The sequence below is a fragment of the Stenotrophomonas sp. NPDC077659 genome, from assembly GCF_050268705.1.
In the GTDB taxonomy this organism is placed as follows: domain Bacteria; phylum Pseudomonadota; class Gammaproteobacteria; order Xanthomonadales; family Xanthomonadaceae; genus Stenotrophomonas.
Genome location: NZ_JBNNHG010000015.1, coordinates 24753 through 47025 on the forward strand (window position 1 = coordinate 24753; position 22273 = coordinate 47025).

Annotated in this window: 22 protein-coding genes; all 22 read right to left on the minus strand. The window is 65.9% G+C overall.

The window, feature by feature from the left end; genetic code table 11:
* Window positions 1-5: 5 nt before the first annotated feature.
* Window positions 6-1652, minus strand: a complete 1647-nt coding sequence (fliF, locus tag ACQKDV_RS04065; protein WP_427782507.1) for a flagellar basal-body MS-ring/collar protein FliF — start codon at window positions 1650-1652, stop codon at window positions 6-8.
* Between the two features lie 13 nt (window positions 1653-1665).
* Complete coding sequence (gene fliE, locus ACQKDV_RS04070; RefSeq protein ID WP_427782508.1) at window positions 1666-2034, minus strand: flagellar hook-basal body complex protein FliE; 369 nt, start codon at window positions 2032-2034, stop codon at window positions 1666-1668.
* 77 nt (window positions 2035-2111) lie between these two features.
* Complete coding sequence (locus ACQKDV_RS04075; protein ID WP_427782509.1) at window positions 2112-2741, minus strand: hypothetical protein; 630 nt, start codon at window positions 2739-2741, stop codon at window positions 2112-2114.
* A gap of 137 nt (window positions 2742-2878) precedes the next feature.
* Window positions 2879-4384: a sigma-54 dependent transcriptional regulator gene (locus ACQKDV_RS04080; protein WP_427782510.1), complete on the minus strand. Its 1506-nt coding sequence runs from the start codon at window positions 4382-4384 to the stop codon at window positions 2879-2881.
* A gap of 2 nt (window positions 4385-4386) precedes the next feature.
* On the minus strand, window positions 4387-4758 hold the full coding sequence (locus tag ACQKDV_RS04085; RefSeq protein ID WP_427782511.1) for a response regulator: 372 nt from the start codon (window positions 4756-4758) through the stop codon (window positions 4387-4389).
* A gap of 13 nt (window positions 4759-4771) precedes the next feature.
* Complete coding sequence (gene rpoN, locus ACQKDV_RS04090) at window positions 4772-6181, minus strand: RNA polymerase factor sigma-54 (RefSeq protein ID WP_427782512.1); 1410 nt, start codon at window positions 6179-6181, stop codon at window positions 4772-4774.
* A gap of 403 nt (window positions 6182-6584) precedes the next feature.
* Window positions 6585-7217 carry a response regulator gene (locus ACQKDV_RS04095; protein ID WP_025879002.1) on the minus strand — a complete coding sequence of 211 codons (633 nt, stop codon included), beginning with the start codon at window positions 7215-7217 and terminating at the stop codon, window positions 6585-6587.
* Between the two features lie 93 nt (window positions 7218-7310).
* Entirely contained in the window at window positions 7311-7886 is a 576-nt protein-coding gene (locus ACQKDV_RS04100) for a PilZ domain-containing protein (protein WP_427782513.1), read from the minus strand.
* Window positions 7883-8176, minus strand: a complete 294-nt coding sequence (locus tag ACQKDV_RS04105; RefSeq protein WP_427782515.1) for a hypothetical protein — start codon at window positions 8174-8176, stop codon at window positions 7883-7885. Before ACQKDV_RS04105 ends, ACQKDV_RS04100 begins: the two co-directional genes overlap by 4 nt.
* Window positions 8173-8589, minus strand: coding sequence for a flagellar export chaperone FliS (fliS, locus tag ACQKDV_RS04110; protein ID WP_427782516.1), 417 nt, complete (start codon window positions 8587-8589; stop codon window positions 8173-8175). The genes ACQKDV_RS04105 and fliS overlap by 4 nt, the downstream gene beginning before the upstream one ends.
* A gap of 129 nt (window positions 8590-8718) precedes the next feature.
* Window positions 8719-10134 carry a flagellar filament capping protein FliD gene (fliD, locus tag ACQKDV_RS04115; RefSeq protein WP_427782517.1) on the minus strand — a complete coding sequence of 472 codons (1416 nt, stop codon included), beginning with the start codon at window positions 10132-10134 and terminating at the stop codon, window positions 8719-8721.
* Window positions 10135-10574: 440 nt separating this feature from the next.
* Window positions 10575-11807 carry a flagellin gene (locus tag ACQKDV_RS04120; RefSeq protein WP_427782518.1) on the minus strand — a complete coding sequence of 411 codons (1233 nt, stop codon included), beginning with the start codon at window positions 11805-11807 and terminating at the stop codon, window positions 10575-10577.
* Between the two features lie 414 nt (window positions 11808-12221).
* Window positions 12222-13424 carry a flagellar hook-associated protein FlgL gene (gene flgL, locus ACQKDV_RS04125; protein WP_427782519.1) on the minus strand — a complete coding sequence of 401 codons (1203 nt, stop codon included), beginning with the start codon at window positions 13422-13424 and terminating at the stop codon, window positions 12222-12224.
* Window positions 13421-15301: a flagellar hook-associated protein FlgK gene (gene flgK / locus ACQKDV_RS04130; protein ID WP_427782520.1), complete on the minus strand. Its 1881-nt coding sequence runs from the start codon at window positions 15299-15301 to the stop codon at window positions 13421-13423. Before flgK ends, flgL begins: the two co-directional genes overlap by 4 nt.
* Window positions 15302-15309: 8 nt before the next feature.
* Window positions 15310-16521, minus strand: coding sequence for a flagellar assembly peptidoglycan hydrolase FlgJ (flgJ, locus tag ACQKDV_RS04135; protein ID WP_427782521.1), 1212 nt, complete (start codon window positions 16519-16521; stop codon window positions 15310-15312).
* Window position 16522: 1 nt separating this feature from the next.
* Window positions 16523-17674 (minus strand): flagellar basal body P-ring protein FlgI, encoded by a 1152-nt coding sequence (locus ACQKDV_RS04140; protein ID WP_427782522.1) that lies wholly within the window; start codon window positions 17672-17674, stop codon window positions 16523-16525.
* A 77-nt stretch (window positions 17675-17751) separates the two neighbouring features.
* The gene (gene flgH / locus ACQKDV_RS04145) at window positions 17752-18444 is read right to left on the minus strand and encodes a flagellar basal body L-ring protein FlgH (protein WP_427782523.1); all 693 of its coding nucleotides are present in this window, start codon (window positions 18442-18444) and stop codon (window positions 17752-17754) included.
* A gap of 22 nt (window positions 18445-18466) precedes the next feature.
* Window positions 18467-19252, minus strand: a complete 786-nt coding sequence (gene flgG / locus ACQKDV_RS04150; protein ID WP_427782524.1) for a flagellar basal-body rod protein FlgG — start codon at window positions 19250-19252, stop codon at window positions 18467-18469.
* A 103-nt stretch (window positions 19253-19355) separates the two neighbouring features.
* The gene (locus ACQKDV_RS04155; RefSeq protein WP_427782525.1) at window positions 19356-20105 is read right to left on the minus strand and encodes a flagellar basal body rod protein FlgF; all 750 of its coding nucleotides are present in this window, start codon (window positions 20103-20105) and stop codon (window positions 19356-19358) included.
* A gap of 32 nt (window positions 20106-20137) precedes the next feature.
* Window positions 20138-21361 (minus strand): flagellar hook protein FlgE, encoded by a 1224-nt coding sequence (flgE, locus tag ACQKDV_RS04160; protein WP_427782526.1) that lies wholly within the window; start codon window positions 21359-21361, stop codon window positions 20138-20140.
* A 32-nt stretch (window positions 21362-21393) separates the two neighbouring features.
* On the minus strand, window positions 21394-22074 hold the full coding sequence (locus ACQKDV_RS04165) for a flagellar hook capping FlgD N-terminal domain-containing protein (RefSeq protein ID WP_427782527.1): 681 nt from the start codon (window positions 22072-22074) through the stop codon (window positions 21394-21396).
* 23 nt (window positions 22075-22097) lie between these two features.
* A partial coding sequence (locus ACQKDV_RS04170) for a flagellar basal body rod C-terminal domain-containing protein (RefSeq protein WP_427782528.1) occupies window positions 22098-22273 on the minus strand: 176 nt, incomplete at its 5' end.

A 22273-nucleotide genomic window follows, 5' to 3' on the forward strand; every position in this document is an offset into this window, starting at 1 on the left:
GTACGTCAGTCATTGGCCACCCAGCCCTTGACCACCTGGGCCACGCGCTTGGAATCGGTCTTCACCGCTTCACGGGCCATCCGCAGTCGTTCCTCATAGGAATCCACCGGCAGGGCCAGGGGATCCGGCCCGCCCAGGCTCGCCCGCTCGGCGCCCAGCGCCGGCAGCGGGGTGCCATCGTCATCCACCAGCTGCACATCTGCGGTATGCGGTTCCAGCGCGGTGGCGTCGTCCTTCCTGTTCTGCCCGGTAATGCCGCGCAGGGCAGGGCGCAGCACACCGAACAGCAGGGCCAGCACCACCACCGCGCCCAGCAGCATGCGGCCGGCGTCGAACACCCACGGCAGTTCCCACCAGGCCGGGCCTTCCACCGGGGTGGTGTCGCGCACAAACGGCGCGTTCATCACCGACACGGTATCGCCACGTTCCGCGTTGAAGCCCACCGCCTGTTTGACCAATGCCTCCACGCGGGTCAGTTCGGCAGCCGACAGGGGCTGCGGCGCGACCTTGCCGTTGGCGCCGGCGCGCGGCACGTTGTCCACCAGCACCGCCACCGAGACCCGCTTGATGCGGCCGGCTGGCTGGCGGGTGTGCTGCAGGGTGCGGTCCAGCTCGTAGTTGCGGGTGGCGTTCTTGCTGCTTTCGGTCGGGGCCTGCGCGGTGGGCGGGGCCGCCTGCTGGCCCGGTGGGCTGTTGCTGGTCGCGCCCGGTACGCCCTGCGGGCCCGGGGTGGTGGTGGTGTTCTCGCTCATCTGCTCGCTGCGCAGCTTCTGCGGTTCACCGTTATAGAGTTCGCGGGCTTCCTCGGTCACCGAGAAGTCCATGTCCACGCTTACTTCCGGGTTGACCCGGCCGGGGCCGGTCATCGGCTCCAGCAGCTCGCGGATACGCTGGTTGAACGAGGTTTCCTGGCGGCGAACCTGTTCGAACTGGGCGGCATTGATGGCCGCTTCGCTGTTGGGGTCGCTGACGCTGAGCATGCGGCCGCTCTGGTCGACCACGGTCACCCGTTCCGGTGCCAGGTCGGGAATGCTGGCGGCCACCATGTGCACGATGGCATCGACCTGGCTGCGTTCCAGCTGCTGGCCGCCACGCAGTTCCAGGGTGACCGAGGCACTGGCCACGTCACGCTGTCGGGTGAAGGCGCTGGGCTTGGGAATGGCCAGATGCACGCGCGAATCGCGCACCGGGCGCAGCGTGTTGATGGTGCGCGACAGTTCGGTTTCCAGCGCATGCTGGTAGCGGGCGCTTTCGACGAACTGGCTGACGCCGAAGCCGGGGTCGCGTTCCATCAGCTCGAAGCCGAGCTTGCCGCTGTCGGTCAGGCCGGAGCCGGCCAGCTTCAGTCGGGCATCGTGCAGGTTCTTTTCCGGCACGGTGATGCCACCGGTGGCCGGGTCCAGCTCGAACGGAATCTGCGCCGCACGCAGCAGGTCGGTGGCCTCGGCAGTGGCCTTCTGGTCCAGGCCGGTGTAGAGCGGAACCATGCCCGGCTTCTGCGACCAGAAGAACACGAACAGGCCTGCCGCCACCGCCACCGCGATCATCGCCATCAGGCCCAGGCGGCGGGTGATCTGCAGACTCTGCAGGCGGTCAAACCACTGCCCGGCCTTTTCGGCGTTCAGGGTGTCCTTGGAGAGCGTCAGTGCCATGCGTCAATGTTCCTTACAGCGGCATGTTCATCACGTCCTGGTAAGCCTGGACGAGACGGTTGCGGACTTCCACGGTGGCGCGGAAGGCGATCTGGGACTGCTGCGAGGCGACCATCACCTTGGCCAGGTCGGCGCCGGGTTCGCCCAGCTCGAAGGCCTTGGCCAGGGCGCCGGACGTCTGCTGGGCATCGTTGACGCCGGCGATGGCGCTGCGCAGGGTTTCGGTGAAGCTGGCGGGCTGGACCTGCGGCGCATCCAGCACCGTGCCCGGCAGGGCATTGCTACGCGGCGCTTCGGCCAGCGGATTGAGCGCCGCGGGCTGTCCCATCTGGGTCTGATAGGAGCGGATCTGGGAAAGGATCGAAGTGACGGAGTGGGACATCTGCAACGGTTCCAGAAACAGGGATGGGGTTTTCGTCTGGATGCAGTGCAAGCGGCGTGCCGAAACCGGTTTTCGATTCAGTGAGGTGAGGGTGTGCTGGCAGGACTGCGCCCTGCACCTGCCGCAGCAACGGCAACGGCGGGCTGTTCCGGTTGCGGGGGACGCAGGGTGTCGACCTTGGTCGACACATTTGATCCTTGCCATGGCTGCCGGCCAGTAGATCCACGCCATGCGTGGATGCTGTTCCCGGGGCGTGTGACGCGCCATTTAACCGGCGTCGGTTTTCTGGCCTGGGGCTGCAGGGTCCAGCGGCCGGAATTCTGGCGCTGGCGTGGTGCGATGGGGCCGTCGTGCTGGGTGTAGATGAACCGGCCCTGGGAGTCGGTCAGGCACGTCAGCAGCAGGCTGTAGCGGGCGGGGCCGGCGGAATGGGCCTCGCTCATCTGGATTTCTGCGACGTGCGGCGCCAGGCGACGATAGCGGTAGTTGCCGCCGATGCGGACGTCGGTGCCCAGAACGTCAAGCGTATAGGCGGTATGGCCGAAGCTGACATGCACCATGCGGCCGGCATTGGGATTGTCTGCCGCGTACAGCGGGTCGCTGAGGTTGATGAACCGGCGCTGGTCCAGTGTGGCGGGAAGCGCGCAGTCGGCGGCACCGGCCATGCCGGGGGAGAGCAGAGCAGCGAGCAGGATGTGTCGGCGCATGGAAGAACCTCCTTGGAGTGTTCCATCGTTCTTCCACAACCGGGTGGTGTTGTCTCTAGGACTACGTGCAAATGCGAAGGGGCAGGTGCCCTTTCCCGTGGAAACGGCGCCTGCCCCTGTGACCCCGGCGGCTGCGCTCAGCCCGGCAGTTCAGCCTGCTCGCGCTCGATGCCGTATTTGCGCAGCTTTTCCACCAGGGTGGTGCGGCGCAGGCCAAGCAGCTGGGCGGCGTGGGCGACCACGCCCTGGGTGCGTTCCAGTGCTTCGTTGATCAGGCCCAGCTCGATCGTGGCCATGTGGTTGCGCAGGTCCAGGCCGTCGTCGGGCAGGGCGGCCGGGGCATTGCCCCGGTTCACGGCAATGCCGTGCTCCAGGGCGGTCTGGTTGCCACTACCCGGGGTGTGGAACGAGAAGCTGCGCAGGTCCAGTCGGTCGTCGCTGGGGGCCACCGGTGCCGCCGCAGGGGGCGCCACCGGCACCAGCGCGGCGTCGCCGCGATAGCGGGCCGGCAGGTCCTGCACACGCACCGAGCCACCCGGGTGCAGCACCGCCAGGCGCTCGACCAGGTTGGTCAGTTCGCGCACGTTGCCCGGCCACTCGTAGCTGGCCAGCGCCTGCAGGGCTTCCGGCGTGAAACGGACTTCGCCGCGGCCGGTGCGGCCCAGCTGCCCGGCGATGGTTTCCACCAGCGCGGGCAGATCTTCGCGACGTTCGCGCAGCGCCGGCACTTCGATCGGGAACACGTTGAGGCGATAGAACAGATCCTCACGGAACTTGCCCTCGGCAATGCGCGTTTCCAGATCGCGGTGGGTGGCGGCCACCACGCGCACGTTGCAGCGGATGGTCTGGTTGCCACCGACGCGCTCGAAGCTGCGTTCCTGCAGCACGCGCAGCAGCTTGACCTGCATCGGCAGGCTCATGTCGCCGATTTCGTCCAGCAGCAGCGTGCCGCCCTCGGCCATTTCGAAACGGCCCTTGCGCGCGGACAGCGCACCGGTGAAGGCACCCTTTTCGTGGCCGAACAGTTCACTTTCCAGCAGTTCGGCGGGAATGGCGCCGCAGTTGATTGCAACGAACGGACCATCACGTCGCGGTGAGCGCTGGTGGATGGCGCGCGAGACCACTTCCTTGCCGGTGCCGGATTCGCCCAGCACCAGTACGGTGGTATCGAAGGCGGCTACCTGTTCGATCATGGTACGCAGCCCGGTCACCGCCGGGCCGTTGCCGGTGGGGCCCTGGTCCTGCGCCGCACCGGCCTGGTGCTCGGCATCCAGCCGCTTGAGGCTGGCCCGGCGCAGCAGGGCTTCCATCTGCGCATGGCGCAGTGGTGCTTCCAGCGGCCAGATGTTGGCTTCGTGCAGGCCGTGCTGCCGGGCGAACGTGGCCGCCTCGCCATCGGCCAGCAGCACTGGCGGTGGCAGGCTGCTGCCGCCCAGCCAGGTGTACAGGGCGGCGCTGGCGGCGCTGTCGTCCAGGCTGCCGACGATCACCGCCATCCAGTCGTTCTGGCGCTGGCGGCCCAGGTCGAAGTCGGCCGCGTCGGAGACCCAGCGCGGGTTGAAATCCATGAATTCCAGCAGGGCAACGGTGCGCTCGGCACGCACGGCGTCGTTGTCCAGCACAAGGATGCGCGATTCGCTCACGGTCAATCCTCCCTGAGGCCTTCCAGGATCGGCATGACTTCCTGGATGTACGACAGCTTGCTGACGAAATTGTCGGCGCCGGCGCGCAGCGCATGTTCGCGGTGCTCGACGTCGTCGAAATGGCTGGCAATGACGATGTAGGGTGCGTCGTCCTGCGACTTGATCAGGCGGGTCGCCTGCAGGCCACCCATTTCCGGCATCGCCAGATCCATCAGCACAACCTGGGGCCGCAGCGATTCGGATCGTTCGATGGCCTCCAGGCCATTGCCGGCGCTGCCGACGATCTGCAGCCAGTCGATCTTGCGGAAGTGACGCATCGCCGCGTTGATGAAACCCTCATGGTCATCGACGAGCAGAACGGTGAGCTTGTTCATGTCCAACACCTTTTCAGCCCACGCGGGCCAGCTGTGGTTGCCTGGCGCTGAGCCGGCGCCGTTCACGGGCCGGGGCGATATCCAGTTGTTCGCGGTATTTTGCGACGGTTCGGCGGGCAATGTTCACCCCTTGGCGAGACAGCAGGCCGGCAATGGCCTCGTCGGCCAGCGGGCGACCGGCCGGTTCGGCTTCGATCAGGCGGCGGACCATGGCCTTGACCGCCTGGCCGGACACGCTGGCGCCTTCCAGGCGCACGGCGAAGAAGTGCTTCAGTTCAAAGGTGCCGCGCGGGGTCTGCAGGAACTTGCCGGTGGTGATGCGTGACACCGTGGATTCGTGCATGCCGATTGCCTCGGCCACTTCCTTCAGGGTCAGCGGCGCCATGGCTTCCTCGCCGCGCACCAGGAACGCCGCCTGGCGCTCGACGATCACCCGCGCGGTGCGCAGCAGCGTGTCATAGCGCATCGACAGGCCGCGGCTGAACCAGCGCGCTTCCTGCAGCATCTCGCGCAGGGCCGGCGCGGCCTCGTTGGTGTCAGCCAGCGCCTGTTCGTACTGACTGTTGATCGACACGCGGCGGCTGGTGGCCGGGTTCAGCGCCACTTTCCATTGTCCATCGGCATGCCAGGCGACCACGTCCGGCACCACCACGGTGTTGCGCTCGGGCAGCAGGCTGTCGCCCGGCCGCGGCTGCAGCGACAGGATCAGGCGCACGGCCTCCCGCACATCGTCCACTTCGGCGTCGTGCTGCCGGGCCAGTGCGGGGTAGTCATGTGCGGCCAGGGCGTCCAGCGCGCCTTCCAGGATGCGCGCGGCCAGATGCCGGGCCGGTACCGCGCCGTGCAGGCTGTACAGCTGCGCCAGCAGGCCTTCGCGCAGGTCCTGCGCAGCCATGCCGGCCGGTTCGCCGTGCAGCAGCTGCTGGCGGATGGCTTCGACAGCGGTGCCGTCGATATCGAACTGGGCGCTGGCCAGCAGCTGCAGCTGGTCGAGAGGGGCCTGCAGGTAGCCCGCTTCGTCGCAGTGTTCCAGCCAGAAGGCGGCCACGGCCAGTTCGCGCTCGTCCAGGTCCAGTGCCAGGCGCTGCAGGACGCGCAGCTGCGGGTCACTGGATTCGCCAGCGGCGATGCGCGCCATGCGGTCGTCGTCACCGTCCTGCCAGCTGGTGCCGGCCACGTCCCACATCGATGCCTCGGGCAGCTCATCGAAGGCTGCCGTTTCGAGGGTGGTGGTGCTGGCGTCAGTGGCGTCGGTGGCCGGTGCATCCACCTCCTCGATCTCCAGCAGCGGGTTGGAATCCAGCAGCCGCTGGATTTCCTGTTCCAGATGCAGGCCGTCCAGCTGCAGCAGCCGGATGGACTGCAGCAGCTGAGGGGTGAGGTGAAGTGTCTGGCCCAGCTGGGTCGAAAGTGCAGCCTTCATTTCAGTTCCCCGGCGCCGCTCCCCGACGCCTTGTGGAACACATCTTGCTTTTGATCCCGTGCAGGCGGAATCGGGGGGTTCCTGAGTGCGCTGGTGGCGCTCCCGACAGACTGTAGGGATATTCCCTACAACGCAGCGGGAATTTGACGATCCCTGGAGCCAAGTCGTTGATTTTGGTCGGGCGGGCCACGCTTCAGGAGCGTGGCAGCGTACGCTATCCCGTCAGGGGATGTCGGGGTGACGGCATTCCGGCGCCTCTGCGCTCTGTATGTGGCGCACGGCGGACGGCGGTGTAGAGTCGACTGTCAGTCGACTACCGCGCGAAGCGCGCGTCTTTCAATGGCGGAGACAAAGAGCAGTCGACTGACAGTCGACTCTACCGGGGCTACTGCCCCGCAACCGGTCATTCCAGCTCGTGCTGGTGCCGTGCGGCCAGCAGCAGCAGATCGTTGGCGCGGCGGCAACCCAGCGACTCCATCATGCGGGCGCGGTGGGTCTCCACCGTCTTCACGCTGATGCCCAGGTCGGCGGCGATTTCCTTGTTGCTCTCGCCCTTGCCGATGCGGCGGAGGATCTCGCGCTGGCGCGGCGACAGTGCAGCAATGCCGGTAGGCTTCTCGCGGCCCAGCATGGGCGCCAGCATCTTGGCCGATATCTGCGGGCTCAGGAACACCTGGCCGGCATGCGCGGCGCGAAGGGCCAGTTCCAGCTCCTGCGGCGCGGCGTCCTTGACCACGAAACCGACCGCGCCACGGTCCAGTGCATCACGCACGTGGGCGGCGTCGTCGTGCATGGTCATCATCACGATGCGGGTGCCCGGCGCGCGCAGGCGGATGTCGCTCAGCGCTTCCAGGCCGGTACGGCCAGGCAGGGACAGGTCCATCAGGACCACGTCGGGAGCGTGCTGCAGGGCCATCTGCAGCGCCTGTTCGGCGTTGCTGGCCTCGGCGACGAGCTGGACATCGGCAAACCCCTGCAGCAGCCGCGCCAGGCCGGCGCGGACCAAGGTGTGATCGTCGACGATGAGAACTCGCACAGGCACGCAGCTGGTCCGTGAAGGGGGAGACCACCTTAACTTAGCTGAACGGGTGCGCCAAGGGCCGTCCGTCCCGCTTCCGGATGGCAGGGTTCAGCGCGCTCGCCGCGCTTCGGCAATCTGTCGCCGATGCAAACGGAACAAGTGGCGTTCCATGGCCATTTCCAGGCCATCGCCGAGGCGATGGAAGCGCAGCCACAGGAAGTGGCCGCCACCGCCATCGGCGGCTTCGGCAACCACCTCCACCGGCAGTTCGATATTGTCGGGCAGCCAGTCGCTGGGCTGCAGGCGGACCACGCCGGCCTGGCCGGGCAGGGCGCCACTGCGCGGGCCCAGCTGCAGGCGGATGCCGCGGCGTGACCAGCGCACCGGGCGCAGGGTCAGCTCCTGCCCCTGCTGGCGCACCAGGCGGCCCAGCAGCACCATGGTCAGGTCGAGCTTGGCTTCAAGGCGCTGGATCTGCAGGCTGGCTTCACTGCGTTCCTCATGCTCGTCCCCGCGGCTGTCTTCCACCAGTGCCAGGCTGCGCAGCAGGCCTTCGGCACTGCTGGTGCGGCCGGCAACGCTGCCGGCCTGGAACTCGGCCGGCAGGGCCAGTTCGCAGCTGAGCGTCTCATCGAACAGCTCGCTCTCGGCCGGGTGGTGCAGCGACGTGGTCGGCAGGGTCATGCCAGCGATTCTGCCTTCAGGTACGCATGGGCGGCGCGAAGGGAGCGCTGGCCATCACGCATCTGCACCGCAACCGCATCTCGGCGTTGCCGCAGAAGGCCCAGCAGGCTCTGCTGGCGGTCCAGCAGTGCGGCGAGCGGGGCACGATCAGTACCCGTCAGCGGGGTGCTGAGCAGGTCGTGCAGGACGTGGTCGTGACTGTCCAGCAGGCTGCTTGCCTGATCGAACGCGGCTTCACCCAGCGCCTTCTCGAAGGCGTCAAGCTGGGCGTGAAGCGTATGCAGGCTCACAGTGGCACCGCCGCCGGACGGCGCTGTTCGTGCGGAATGGCATTCCAAGCGCTGTCAATTTCGGTCAGCAGTTGCAGTGATTCGTCCAGCGCAGTGCGGTCGTTGTGCAGGTTGGCCTCGGTCAGCCGCTGCAGCACGTAGTCGTACAGCGCCGACAGGTTGCCTGCGATTTCGCCGCCGGCCTCATGGTCGAGCGATCCGTTGAGGTGGCCGACGATGGCGCAGGCTTCGCCGATGGACTTGCCCTTGCCTGCATGGTCGCTGCGCTCCATGAAGGCCATCGCGCGGCGCACGCGCTCCAGCGCACCCGACAGCAGCAGGGCCACCAGCTTGTGCGGATCGGCGTCGGCGACCGCACTGGTCACACCTACCTGGCGGTACTGCTCGGCGTATTGACGGCTGGAACCGTACATTCGTGATTCTCCCTTGCGCGACGTGCCGCCGCCGGGTCGTCAGGACCCGCGCCGGCGGCACTGCGGTGATTGCGGTTGCAAGTGTTATCGGTGCGTACGCGGCTAAACTTGAGCCTTGTACGCGCATGATCACCTGCTCAGCTGTGCCAACTGCTGGCTCAGCGCGCTGCTGCTCTGCTGCAGCTTGCCCATCAGCGTGTCCAACGCCAGGAACTGTTTCTTGTAGCGCTCCGCCACGCCTTCCATGCGCGTATCCAGATCGGCACGACGCTTGTCGATATCGGTGAGGGTCTTGTTCAGGCCCTTGGTGCGGGCCACGAAGGCGCCTTCCTTGCCGACGGTAGTGCTGACATAGCTGTCGACCATCGTGTACAGCTTGCCGGCGCCGCCGGTATCGCCTGTGATGGCTTGGCGGATTTTCTCCGGCTGGCTGGAAAGTGCAGCAGCGAACTTGGTGGTGTCCAGTACCAGGCTGCCGTCAGCGTTCGGGTAGCCCCGGGTCTGCAGACCCAGAACCTTGGGGTCCAGCCCCTCGGCCGCAAGATCCTTGAGGATGCCGCCCATCTGCGCCCGCAGCTGGCTCATTGCACCACGCATCTGCGCATCGCCGGTCAGCGACGAGGCTTCCTTGTTCTCGGTGTCGTATTTGGTTTCGGTATTGATGGCCGCCAGCGCCGCGTTGTAGGCGGTCACGAAGTCCTGCATCACCTTGGTGGCCGCAGAGGTGTCGGTGCTGATGGTCACCGTGCTTTGGCCGGTCATCTTCAGGTTCAGGGTCAGGCCCGGCACCGCGTCGGCCACGGTGTTGCTGGCGCTGACAACCTCCACACCATCGATGGTGATCTTCGCGTCGGACGCCGGCGTGTTTTCCTTCAGGCTGCCCACCAGCGAGGTCAGGCCTGGATCACTGCCGGCGTACTCCAGCTTGATGGCGTTGGCTGCGCCGGTCTTTTCCTGGGCGATGGACAGGTACTGGTTGTCACCCGAGCTTATCAGGGTGGCCTGTACGCCCTCCTTGCGGCCAGCGGCGTCGATCTTGTTGCGGACCGTGCTCAGCGTGTCACCGGCTTCGACCTGGATGTTCATGGTCTTGGCGGCATCGCCGGTGCCGACGGTCAGCGTCAAGGTTCCGGCGGTAAAAGTCTGCGTCTTGGGAACCGATGTGTCGGCAATCAGCTTGTGCGCGGTCGCCAACTGTTGCACGTCGATCTTGTGGGTGCCATTGGACGCGGCGACCTTGGTGGTGCCCAGGTCGTACAGTGCGACCGATGCCGTCAGGATTTCGTCGGTATTGTTGGTGCCGCCCTTGCTTGCCGTGACCGTGCGCGTATCGAAGGCGGTGGACGCCTTCAGGGCCGTCAGCGAGGTCTTCAGCTTGTCGAACGCGGCAGTGATCGTGCCGACCGACGAAAGCTGCAGCTTTGCCTTGGATTGCTGCAGGTTCAGTGCGTTGTCGGCCGGCTTGCGGTCGGCCGCGACCAGCTGGCTGACCATGCCGGAAATATCCAGGCCCGAGCCAATGCCACCGTATCCAAAGTCTGCCACGTTAATTCTCCTGGTAGCCGGGGTGGCCGGCATGCGGCGGCCCGTGTCAACGGAAATAGCGGCCTGCGCCGCTGGGTCTTGAGGACTACGTTGATGCATGTGCCGTGCCACTGGCTTGGAGCCGATTCTGGCACGCGGGTTGCAGGAGGGTTTGGGCAGGTTGCGGGTAGGTTCACCGCGGGCTGCCAGGGGTCTGCAAAAAAACCTCCCCCAAAAGCAGGGGAGGGATCAGGCTACTGACAATCGGAGGGAGACGAAGCCACCCGGTACGTACAGTCAAAGGTACAGCGCTGAAAGAGAGTTCCGCAGGAGCGGGCGATGCCAATCCGTTTCGGGGTTGAACCCGGGCCGGGCATCGCCCGCGTCTGAGGTGCAGCTTTCATCTCGGTTGCCGCTACCACCGGTCTTGACCGGCGGCAGCGGCGCGTTCCTGCCGTGGATCAGCGCAGCAGGCTGAGCACGTTCTGCGGCACCTGGTTGGCCTGGGCCAGCATGGCCGTACCGGCCTGCTGCAGGATCTGGGTGCGGGTCAGCTCTGCGGTTTCCTTGGCGAAGTCGGTATCGCGGATCCGGCTGCGCGAGGCAGACAAGTTTTCCGAGGAGGTCTGCAGGTTGGCGACCACCGAGGTGAAGCGGTTCTGGATGGCGCCGAGGTCGGCGCGCACGCTGTTGACCGACTCCAGCGCCTTGTCGACGATCGAGAGGGCCTGCTGGGCACCTGCAACCGTGTCGATCTTGATGTCTTCCACATGCACCGGACCTGCCGAAGTGGCAACGGTGTTCATTGGTACCGCCGGGTCGCCAGCCGTGTCTGCAGGCTTGGTGACGGTTATGTCTGCGGCGAGACCATCTGCCTTCACGGCAGTCAATGCGATCTGACCCGTAATCGCAGTGCCATCGGCGTTCGTGGCATTCTGGGCATACAATCCGGTTTCTCCGAGCTTGCTGTTGATTGCTGCAGCGACGGCCTTGGCGGCGCGATCCATGTTCGCGTTGTCCACCGCCGGTTCCGCGGTAGCGGCATCGGCGCGCGGCGTGTAATCGAACTTGATCTCGCCGAGCTCGATGTCGCCAATCTTCATGCCGGTCAGGGTGCCCTGAGCGGTTTGCATATCAGCGGCGGTGAAGGTGATGTTGCCGGCATTCAGGAAGCTTGCAGCGCCCAGCGAGTTGGCCTTGGCATCGACCACGCTGTTGATGGCAATCGCCTGGCCTGCATTGGCGCCCACCTGGAACAGCTGGCTGGTGAAGGAACCGTCCAGCAGCTTGGTGCCATTGAAGTCGCTCTGCTTGGCGACGCGGTCGATTTCGCTGATCAGCTGGGTGACTTCAGCCTGCAGCGCCTTGCGGTCGCTGGTGGAGTTGGTGGCGTTGGAAGCCTGCACGGCCAGCTCACGGATACGCTGCAGGTTGTTGCCGACCTCGCTCAGCGAACCTTCGGCGACCTGCGCCAGCGAAATGCCGTCATTGGCATTGCGGATGGCCACGTCCAGGCCGCGGATCTGGGTGCTGAAGCGCTCCGAGATCGCCAGGCCGGCCGCGTCGTCCTTCGCGCTGTTGATGCGCAGGCCGGACGAGAGGCGCTGGATGGTGGTGGCCAGCGAGCTGCCGCTGGTGCTCAGGTTGCGCTGAGCGTTGAGCGACATCGTATTGGTGTTGATTACCTGTGCCATGGGGTCGTCTCCTCTTATATGGAACCCGTTGGTGAATGAAACGAAGCGCCGCCTGATTTTTTTATTTGGCTGTGTGCTTCGCCGTTGCCAAATGAATAACGGCGCTTTGTCAACAACCTTTAGGCGGGAATTTCGCTGAAGCTGCAATTCTTCGCTGGAGGCTGCCTTTCCGGGATTTTCCGCGCGTGGAATGGGAGCGGGTAGGCTCTGGAAAGGGGGGCCGGGGACTGCCCGGCCGGCGTCAGGAGGGATATCGGCGATTGTTGGCGAAGCTGAACGATGATGACGCTTCGCCGGGCATGGCCCGGCGCTACCTAACTGGATGATCTATGGAACGAGCACGAAAAAGGCCGCGATGCAGGGCATCGCGGCCTTCGGGTGCGGCAGGTTGGAGGGGGGATGGCCCCCGTCGGCTCAGCCGATCTTGTTGAACAGCGACATCTGCTGCATCTGTGCAAACAGGGTCTGTGCGGCCTGCAGGGCCGTATTCTCCAGCTGGTACTGGCTGAGCGCGTCGGCATAGTCAAGGTCGCGCATCGAAGACAGCGTCGTCTTCAGGGTCACGCCGTTCGATTCACGCATGTCGGCGGCATTGTCCAGGGTCTTCAGCTGTGCGCCGCCTGCAGCGCGTGCGTCGATCATCCTCTCTGCCGCACGGGCCACGTCGCGCAGGCTGCTCTGCAGTGCATTCTGCTGCACGGCCAGCTGCTGCGGGGTGCCGGTGTCGCCCTCCAGGGCACCGATCAGCGAGTCCAGCGTGCCGAAGATGTCGCGGCTGCTGGACGGCGTGACCGAGAAGCTGTCACCCCCTGCTGGAGCGCCGTCGATATGAAGGCGCACGCCGTTGACCACCAGATCATCGCCAGTCTTCATTGTGCCGTTGCTGACCACCGTACCACCGGCGTCAAGAACCTCGTAGCTGTCGTGCGCGGTGAAGCGCACGCTGAAGGCTTCGCCGTTCCAGGTGTCGGTTCCGTCGCGGGTGATGTTGGTCAGCACACCGGTGCCGGTGTTCCCAGCGGCCGGAGCGCCGTCCACAAAACCATCGCCGGTGGAGATGCGCAGGAAGATCTCGCTGCCGGGCAGGGCGTCGCGCACGTAGGTGTCCGGGCCCACTTCGACCTGTCGCTGGGTCTGGTCACCGCTGTAGACCACGGCGCCACCCACCTGTGAGAACGGCGGGTTGCTGTCATTGGTGCCGCCAAACAGATAGCGGCCGGTGCCATCGCTGGCATTGGCCAGCGACAGCAGGTTGTCCCGGATCGCCTTGATTTCGGTCACCATGGACTGCTTGTCCGCCGCCGCCAGCGCCGGATTGTTGGCGTAGATGGTCAATTCGTTGATTCGCCCCATCATGTCGCCAACCTGGGCAAGCGTGTTCTCCTGCACGCCCAAACGGTTCTGCACGTTGTTGGCGTTGAGTTTCATGCGTTCCAGAGACGCCAACGTGCGGTCCAGGCCCACGGCGGCACCTGCATTCACCGGGTCGTCCTTGGCGGTGACGATCTTGCTTCCGGTAGCGATCTGCTGCTCCAGGTGGTTCAGCTTGGCCTGCTTGGCCATCATCAGCGACATCGACTGGGAGAACATCATCCCGGTGGAAATGCGGTTGTTCATCGGCTTGCCGCCCGCAAAATGGTCTGGAACATGGTGTCGGCGGTGGAGATCAGCTGCGAAGCGGCCTGGTAGGCCTGCTGCAGGCGCAGCATGTCGGCCGCTTCCTCATCCAGGTTCACGCCGGAAATGGAGTCGCGCGCAGACTGCGCCTGGTCGGTGATGACCTGTTGCGCACTGAGCGAGTACTCGGCCGAACGTGCGGCGGCACCGACCTGCGTGGTCAGGCCGCCGAGGGCGCCGTTAAGGGTGACGGTGCCGTTGTTGAAGGCCTTGGCGTCTTCCACCTTGGACAGCGCGATCGCGTTGCTGTTGTCCGAGGAGCCCGCCGGCGTAGGGGTGATGTTGAAGGTATCGCCGGTCTTGGGGGCACCGTCCAGCACGAAGCTCCAGCCATTGGCGCTGATGGTCTGCCCGGCGGTATAGGTCTGCGGTGCGCCGCCATCGATGGTGTAGGTGGTGGCCGAGGTGAACACGATCGCGGCCGGATTGCGCAGATTGGCATTGCTGGCATCGGTAACCGTTACGCCGCTGAGCTTGCCGGTGCCGGTGTTGGCCAGTGCTGCAGCGCCCTTTATGGCGGCCGCCGCGGCAATCCGCGAGGGATCGGTGATCGCCACGCTCAGGCTGCCAGCAACGCCGGCAGTGGGCTGCAGCAGGAAGCGGTCATTGGTTGCAGGCGCTCCGCCCACCACCAGTTCGACGCCGCTGATCACCAGCGGATCGGTGGCAGTGCCGGTGCCGGTCAGCGTCACGCTGGCACCTGTATCGGCGCGGCTGGCCTGCCATTGGGTGCCGTCGTACTTCAGCATGATGTTCTGCGCGTCCAGCTTGGACAGATCGCCGTAGCTGGCGGTGATCGTGGCGGTGCCGGTGTTGTCCGTGTTGCCGGTGACGCGCGGGTTGCCCAGGTTGAAGAAGTCACCGCCCATCTGGCCGTAAAGGTCCACGCCATCGCGGTGGCTGCTGTTGAACGATTCGGCCAGGCCGACGGCCATCTTGCCAAGCTCGGCCTGTGCCGGGCTCAACACGGTATCGCGGAACTCCATCAGCCCCCCCATCTGGCCACCCACGGCCTTGGAGGTCAGGGTGATGGTGCTGCCCTGGGTCTGCAGGGCCAGCTGCAGGCGCTCAGGCTGGTAAGGATCGGCAACCGTGGTCACCTTGGAGGCGGTGGTGCCCACCACCAGCGCGTTGCCGCCGGCGGTGTAGACATTCATGAAGCCGCCATCCTGGACGGTGGCGGTGCCACCGGTGTAGCCGATCAGCTGCGAGACCAGTTGATCGCGGCGGTCGAGCAGGTCCGGCGCCGTACCGGCGATGTTGGTGCCGATGGCGCCGTTGATCTGGGCAATCTCGGACGCCAGGCGGTTGATCTCGGTCGCGCCGCCGATCAGCCCGTTGTTGACCTCACCGTTGAGGTTGTTCAGATGGGTGTTGAGCTGCTGGAAGCGGTTGGCCAGCGCTCCGGCGCTGTCCAGCATGTTCTGCCGGTCGGCGGTGCCGGCAGCGTTCGAGGACAAACCGCTGACGGAATCGAAGAAATTGGACCACATGCCCGATACGTTCGTGGCGGTGTCGGAGAACAGTGCATCGACCCGGTCAGCCATGGTCGACAGCTGCTTCAGGCGCGCCAGCTCACCGCTGCTGTCGAGCAGGCGCGAGATCGCCAGCTGGTCCGCCGCCCGGCGGATGTCGGTGATCCGGGTACCGCTGCCCACCTCGCCAAACCCGTAGTTCTGCGGATCGGCGGTGGCGAAGTCGACCTTCTGCCGGCTGTAGCCGGGCGTGTTGATGTTGGCGACGTTGTGGCTGGTGGTCGCCAACGCACGCTGGAAGGCGAGCAGGGCACTGGTACCGGTGGAAAGGACGCTGGACATGGGGTTCCTCAACGACGGGTGATACCCAGCGCCGCGGTTGCGGAGCTGGCGAAGGTCTGGCCAAGGCGCGTGCCGGCGTCGGCCACGGCGGCCACGGCGCGCTCGATGGTCTGTCCACCCGCGATGGCGGCGATCTTGGCGGCATAGCGCGGATCGGTTGCGTAACCGGCGCGCTGCAGGCCGCGGGCGAAGCCGTGCACATCGGTACCGGCCTGCAGGGCCTGCTGGTAGCGCGGGCTGGTCTTCAGCAGGCGCACGTAATCGGCAAAGCTCTCTGCGGGCGTGCTGTAGGCACGGAAGCTGGCCGTTTCGTTATGGCGCACGCCATCGACGTACTCGTGAGTGCCGGCCAGTGCGCTCTGGCCCTTCCAACCGGTGGCCTTGATGCCGAACAGGTTGTGCGACACGCTGCCGTCGGCATGCTTGATCTGGCGCTTGCCCCAGCCGGTTTCCAGCGCGGCCTGGGCTACCAGTGCGCGGGCGTCCACGCCCAGTTCCCTGGCAGCACTCTGTGCGTGCTGCCAGATGCTGGCCACGAAGCCTTCGGGGGTGTTCGCGCCCAGCTGGGCCACGGCGGTCCGGGTGGCCAGGGCATCGGCCGGCGTGCCCGTGCTGCCGCGGTTGCTTGCGGTGGCCGCCCACTGGTCGTTGCTGGCGGACCAGTCGTCGCCGTCGATACTGCTGGCATACGGATCGTTGGTGCCCAGCGAACGGTGCATGCTGTTGCTGTCGCGGCCGGCAATCAGGTCCAGTGCCTGCTCCATCGGTGCCAGCGCGGGGCTGATCGCGGCCTGTGCGCCATCCTGTGCGCCTGCCGCCATCTGCTGCAGCATGCGCACGGCCTGGCTGGCGTCGTCCAGCGACAGCGACGGCGCAGGCTTGGCCGGTGCATTGAGCTGGTAGGCGCGGCTGGCCTTGGCCGGGTCCACGCGGGTATCCAGCGCCGGACCGTCGGCCTGCTGGCCGGACAGCTGGCGGCTGATGATGGACGACAGACCCAGGCCTTTGCCGCGGGTCATCGCCTCGGCGATCTTCTGGTCGTACATCTCCCGGAACATCTTGTTTTCACCGGGGAACAGCGAATCACCGAAGCTGGCATCGCGCATGCTCTTGACCAGCATCTGCGCGAACTGGCCTTCCAGCTGGCGGGCGACCTTGTCGACCTTGGCCGGGTCGGTCTGCTGTGCAGGATTCAATTCAAAGGCGGGGGTGATGCGCATGTCAGATCACCTCGAGCTCGGCGCTCAGGGCGCCGGCCTGCTTCAGTGCTTCCAGGATCGCGATCAGATCGCCCGGGGCAGCGCCCACGGCATTCACGGCATGCACGATTTCATCCAGCGTGGTACCGCCGTTGAACTTGAACATGCGGCTGCCATCGTTGGTGGCCGTCACGGTGGACTGGGGCGTGACCACGGTCTGCCCGCCCGCGAAGGCGTTGGGCTGGCTGACATTGGCATTTTCCTGGATGGTCACCGTCAGCGAGCCATGCGAAATCGCGGCCGGGCCCACGCGCACCTGCTGGCCGATGACCACGGTGCCGGTGCGCGAGTTGACCACCACCTTGGCCGGTGCGCTGCCCGGTGTCAGTTCCAGGTTCTCGATGCGGGCCAGCAGGCCGATACGTGCACCCGGATCGGTGGGTGCGGCCACCGCCACGGTCACCCCATCGACGGCACGCGCGGCACCTTCGCCGAATGCGTTGTTGAGCGCGGCGACCATGCGCGCAACGGTGGTGAAGTCGCCGTTGTGCAGGTTCAGGGTGATGTCGCCGCCGTTGGCCAGCGGGTCGGGCAGGGCGCGTTCAACCGTGGCACCGTTGGGGATCCGGCCCACACTGGGTACGTTGACCGACACGCGTGAGCCGTCCTTGCCCTGCGCACCGAAGCCACCGACGATCAGGTTGCCTTGGGCGATGGCATAGATCTGTCCGTCGGCACCGCGCAGCGGCGCCATCAGCAGCGAACCGCCACGCAGTGAGACCGCGTTGCCGATGGACGACACGGTGATGTCGATCGGCTGTCCAGGCTTGGCGAATGCCGGAAGTTCGGCATGGATGGCCACGGCCGCCACGTTCTTCAGCTGCGGGTTGACGTTGGCCGGCACGTTGACGCCCAGCTCGCCCAGCAGGTTCTTCAGGCTCTGCACGGTGAAGGGTGCCTGGCTGGTGCGGTCGCCGCTGCCATCCAGGCCGACCACCAGGCCGTAGCCCACCAAGGCGTTGCCGCGCACACCGCCCACCTGGGCCAGGTCCTTGATGCGCTCGGCGCTGGCCGGGAAGGCAACGGCAAGGGCCAGGAACAACGATCCGTAGAGCGACGCCGCGCCCCATGACCGACGTGCGCTGGTTGGAAGAACGCGTCGCCACGCACCCATGACCGGCCGCGCCGGCTCGGGGCATGATTCATTGCGTCGCTGCAGGAAATATCGGAATGAAATCTGCATGGCCATGCTCAGAACGGCGTCAGGCCGGAGTTGAAGAAACGGCTCAGCCAGCCCATGGCATTGGACTGCGCCACCGGGCCGCGGCCGCCGTAGACGATGCGGGCCTCAGCCACGCGGCTTGACGGAATGCTGTTGTCCGGCGCGATGTCGCCCGGACGCACGATGCCCTGCACCTGAACCAGCTCATCGCCCTGGTTCAGCCGCAGGTTCTTCTGCCCCTGCACGACCAGGTTGCCGTTGGGCAGGCGCTGCACCACGGTCACCGTCACGCTGCCCTGCAGGCGGTTGCTCTGCGCACTGTTGCCTTTGCCGGTGAAATCACGCTTGCCGCTGGCGGTGGCGCTGAGGATGTCCTTGCCGCCCAGGGTGACCGGCGCACCGAAGATCGACGGCGTACCCAGGCTCAGGTTCGATTCCTTGTTGGTGGCGGTGTTCGCGCTGGTCGTCGCCGTGGTGTTTTCCAGCAGGGTGATGGTCAGCAGGTCGCCGACATCGCGGGCGCGACGGTCCGAATACAGCTGCAGCGTCGGGCCGGCGGCGTAGATCGCACCGGCCGTCGGTGCGGCCTGCGGCGGCATGATCGGCTGGATCGGCGCCATGGCGGGGTAGGGACGCACGTCGCCGGCGATCACGCAGCCGCCTAGCAGGGCGGCCACGGCGCAGGGCAGGGCGATGCGGGCAAGTGTGGAGAGGGGCAACATGGCGGTATCCCGTTGGCGGCGATCAGACGTTCTGGTTCAGGTAACCGAGCATCGCGTCGGTGGTCGAAATGGCCTTGGCATTCATTTCATAGGCGCGCTGGGTTTCGATCATCGACACCAGCTCTTCCACCACGTTGACGTTGCTGCCTTCCAGCGCACCCTGGACCACGTTGCCCAGTCCGTTGAGGCCGGGGTTGCCGTTCTGGGCCGGGCCGGAGGCCGTGGTTTCCAGGTACAGGTTTTCGCCGCGGGCCTGCAGGCCCGCCGGATTGACGAAGTCGGTCAGCGTCAGCGCGCCGATTTCCACCGTCGCGGCGGCATCAGCCATCTTCACGCTGATGGTGCCGTCGCTGCCGATGGTCAGCGACTGCGCGCCTTCGGGAACCTGGATCCCAGGCTGCACCGGGTAGCCGCTGTTGGTCACCAGCTCGCCGTCCTGGTTGATCTTGAATGAACCATCCCGGGTGTAGGCCGAGCTGCCGTCGGGCATCTGCACTTCGAAGAAGCCGCGGCCATTGACCATCACGTCCAGGGCGCGGCCGGTCTGCTGCTGGCTGCCCTGTTCGAAGTTCTTGGCGGTGGCCACCACGCGCACGCCGGTACCGATCTGCAGGCCGGTCGGCAGCTGGGTCTGCGCCGAAGACGCACCGCCGGGCTGGCGCACCTGCTGGTACAGCAGGTCCTCGAAGCTGGCGCGGTCCTGCTTGAAGCCGGTGGTGTTGGTGTTGGCGAGGTTGTTGGAAACCACCGACATGCGCATCTGCTGCGCATCCAGTCCGGTTTTCGCGATCCACAGTGCCTGGTTCATCTTCGAAGTCCTGTCTGGGTAAAGCCGGCCGCGCGGTGCGGCCCTTGGGTGAAGCAGTGCAAGCGGTGTGCCAGCAATGGCGCGCGCCGGTGCCGGAATTCCGTCAGCCGCCCAGTCGCAACAGACTGTTGGCGCTGCGCGCGTTCTCATCGCCGTGCTTGATCACCTGCACCTGCATTTCGTACTGGCGCTGCAGCTGGATCATCTGCACCAGCGCACCGGCGGCATCCACGTTGCTGCCTTCCAGCTGGCCGCTGTGCACCGTCGGCCCCTGCGCCTGTGCGAACGGCTGCTTCGGATCGGTGTTGGCGAAAAGGCCGTCCAGTCGCCGCTGCAGACGCTCGTCCGGGGCCTGCACGATCTTGATGCGGCCGATCATCGCCATCGTCTGCGGGCCTTCGCCCTGCGGAATGATCGAGATCGTGCCGTCGTTGCCCACTTCCATCGCCTGGAAGGGCGGAATGGCGATCGGGTTGTTGTTGTCGTCCAGCACCCGACGGCCGCTGGACGTCACCAGCTGGCCGTTCGGGGTGACCGACAGCGCGGCGCCACGCGTGTACGCCTCGCTGCCGTCGGTGGCCTGCACGGCCAGCCAGGTGCCGGTCTGCAGCGCCAGGTCCAGCGGCTTGCCGGTGATGTGCTGCGCACCGGCGGTACGGTTGAAACCGGCGTCGACGTGCAGCGCATCCACCCGCGAGGCAAAGCCCTGGCCACGGATCGGGAAGGCTTCGGTATTGGCCAGCGCTTCCTTGAAGCCGGGGGTGTCCGAGTTGGCGAGGTTGTGGCTGAGCGTTCCCTGCGCCTGCAGGGAGGCGCGGGCGCCGGTCATCGCAACGTAAAGGGCTTTATCCATGGGGGGCGTTCCGTGACAGGGTCAGCAGGTCATCAACGGATGTTGATGACGGTCTGGGTGATCTGGTCCTGCGTGGTGATCATCTGCGCGTTGGCCTGGAAGTTGCGCTGTGCGGTGATCATGTTCACCAGCTGCTCGGTCAGGTCCACAGTGGATGCTTCCAGCGCGCCGGCCTGGATCTTGCCCAGGTTGGAACTGTCCGGCGCAGCGGTGCGCGGGGTACCGGACTCGAAGGTTTCAACCCACAGGTTGTTGCCCTTCTGCGCCAGGCCCTGGGTGTTGTTGAAGCTGGTCAGGGCGACCTGGCCCAGGGCCTTGTCATCACCGTTGGAATAGCGCGCGTAGACCACGCCGGCGTCGGAGACGGTGATCTCGTTGAGCTTGCCGGCCGCGTAGCCATCCTGCTGGGTGTTGCGCAGGGCGAACTTTTCGCCGTACTGGGTCGAGCCGCTGATATCCAGGGTCATGTTCAGTTCGCCCGCGCCCGTGGTCGGGGTGAACGTGCCGAGGCTGACCTTGCCATTGGTCGGCGTGGTGAGCTTGCCGCTGTTGTCAAAGGCGATCTGGGTGGGTGTGCCGGCCGGTTCGCCATCGACATAGTTGTGCACGGTCCAGGCGTTGGCCGCGGCATCCTTGACGAAGTACGACACCTGGATGTGGCTCACGCCCAGCGAGTCATAGACGGTGATGCCGCCGCTGGACTGGTTGTAGCTGTTGGAATCGGTCGGATCGAAATCAGTGACCGTCGGTTCCTTGGCGTTGGCGGGCAAGGTGAAGCCCACTTTCACTTCGCTGGTCTGCTTGGGCGGGCTGTCGGTGGTCAGCAGCTGCAGGTCGACCAGACGGCCGGCGTCGAAGCTGGTGCCATCGGCGTTTGGCGCGAAGACCTGCAGGCGCGCGCCCTGCGGGTTGACCACGTAGCCGGACGAATCGGTCTGGAAGTTGCCGGCACGCGAGTAAACGCGTGCGCCGTTCATGTTCATGGTGAAGAAGCCCTCACCGGAAATGGCCATGTCCAGGCTGCGACCGGTCTGGTCGTTGTTGCCCTGGATGAACTGCTGGGCCACGTTGGTGACGCGCGCGCCGGAGCCGGTCTGGTTCTTGGACAGCCCGTAGCTGGTGGAGGCAAACAGGTCGGCGAATTCCGCACGCGACTGCTTGAAGCCGACCGTGTTGACGTTGGCAACGTTGTTGGCGGTGACGCTCAGGTCGGTATTGGCGGCGTTGATGCCGGACAGCGAGACATTGAAGCCCATGGGATTGCTCCTGGTAGATGCGGGGGTGCGGCTCAGCTGACGCGGAGCACGTAATCGATCGGGGCCGTGCCCAGGCCTTTGAGGTTCAGGTAAAGGCCATCGGAGCCGACGGTCACGCTTTCCACCGGCGCCTGCACGTAGGTGGACAGCTTGGTGCTGGTGCCTGCGGTGTCCACGTGGTTGGCGACGATGGAGTACTTGCCCGGCGCCATGCGCTTGCCGTCGGCATCCTTGCCGTCCCACTTGAACGCCACCTCGCCAGCGGCAGCGGCTTCGACGCTGATCGAGGTGACCTTGCTGCCGTTGGCATCGGTGACATCGACGGTGACGATGCCGGCTGCGGGTGCTGCAACGGTGCCGCCAACATCACCTTCCGCTTCGAGCATCAGCTTTTCCGAGGGCACCAGCACGTCGTGGCCGACCAGCGCCGCGCCACGCAGCACCTGGTCGCTGGCCATCGATTCCTGGAAGCCCTTGACCGAGGTGTTGAGATCGGTGATGCCCTGCACGGTGGACATCTGCGCCATCTGCGCGACCATCTGTGTGTTGTCCATCGGCTTCAATGGATCCTGGTGCTGCAGCTGCTCGGTCATCAGGCGCAGGAAGTCGGCCTGGTCGAGCGTGTTCTTTTTCCTGGTGCTGTTGCTGTTGGGGGCGGTCAGGCCGAGGGCGGCGTAGACGTCCTGGCTGGTCTGGGTGGTGACGGTGGTCATGCGGGTCTCCTCGCGGGCGCGCCTCAGCGGCCCATGGTCAGGGTGGCCAGGGCCAGCTCCTTGGCGGTGGTCAACATCTCCACGCCGGCCTGGTAATTGCGCGAGGTCGAGATCAGGTTGACCATCTGTGCCACCGGATCGACGTCGGGCTGGTAGATGTAGCCATCGGCATCGGCCAGTGGATGGCCCGGCTCGTAGC

Coding starts and splice junctions, on each gene's coding strand:
- fliE (WP_427782508.1), bottom strand. CDS start 2,034: ATGTCCCACTCCGTCACTTCGATCCTTTCCCAGATCCGCTCCTATCAG.
- flgJ (WP_427782521.1), bottom strand. CDS start 16,521: ATGCGCATCACCCCCGCCTTTGAATTGAATCCTGCACAGCAGACCGAC.
- flgG (WP_427782524.1), bottom strand. CDS start 19,252: ATGAACCAGGCACTGTGGATCGCGAAAACCGGACTGGATGCGCAGCAG.
- flgL (WP_427782519.1), bottom strand. CDS start 13,424: ATGAACAACCGCATTTCCACCGGGATGATGTTCTCCCAGTCGATGTCG.
- fliF (WP_427782507.1), bottom strand. CDS start 1,652: ATGGCACTGACGCTCTCCAAGGACACCCTGAACGCCGAAAAGGCCGGG.
- ACQKDV_RS04085 (WP_427782511.1), bottom strand. CDS start 4,758: ATGAACAAGCTCACCGTTCTGCTCGTCGATGACCATGAGGGTTTCATC.
- ACQKDV_RS04140 (WP_427782522.1), bottom strand. CDS start 17,674: ATGGGTGCGTGGCGACGCGTTCTTCCAACCAGCGCACGTCGGTCATGG.
- ACQKDV_RS04165 (WP_427782527.1), bottom strand. CDS start 22,074: ATGACCACCGTCACCACCCAGACCAGCCAGGACGTCTACGCCGCCCTC.
- flgH (WP_427782523.1), bottom strand. CDS start 18,444: ATGTTGCCCCTCTCCACACTTGCCCGCATCGCCCTGCCCTGCGCCGTG.
- flgE (WP_427782526.1), bottom strand. CDS start 21,361: ATGGGCTTCAATGTCTCGCTGTCCGGCATCAACGCCGCCAATACCGAC.
- ACQKDV_RS04120 (WP_427782518.1), bottom strand. CDS start 11,807: ATGGCACAGGTAATCAACACCAATACGATGTCGCTCAACGCTCAGCGC.
- ACQKDV_RS04100 (WP_427782513.1), bottom strand. CDS start 7,886: ATGACCCTGCCGACCACGTCGCTGCACCACCCGGCCGAGAGCGAGCTG.
- ACQKDV_RS04075 (WP_427782509.1), bottom strand. CDS start 2,741: ATGCGCCGACACATCCTGCTCGCTGCTCTGCTCTCCCCCGGCATGGCC.
- flgK (WP_427782520.1), bottom strand. CDS start 15,301: ATGTCCAGCGTCCTTTCCACCGGTACCAGTGCCCTGCTCGCCTTCCAG.
- rpoN (WP_427782512.1), bottom strand. CDS start 6,181: ATGAAGGCTGCACTTTCGACCCAGCTGGGCCAGACACTTCACCTCACC.
- ACQKDV_RS04155 (WP_427782525.1), bottom strand. CDS start 20,105: ATGGATAAAGCCCTTTACGTTGCGATGACCGGCGCCCGCGCCTCCCTG.
- fliS (WP_427782516.1), bottom strand. CDS start 8,589: ATGTACGGTTCCAGCCGTCAATACGCCGAGCAGTACCGCCAGGTAGGT.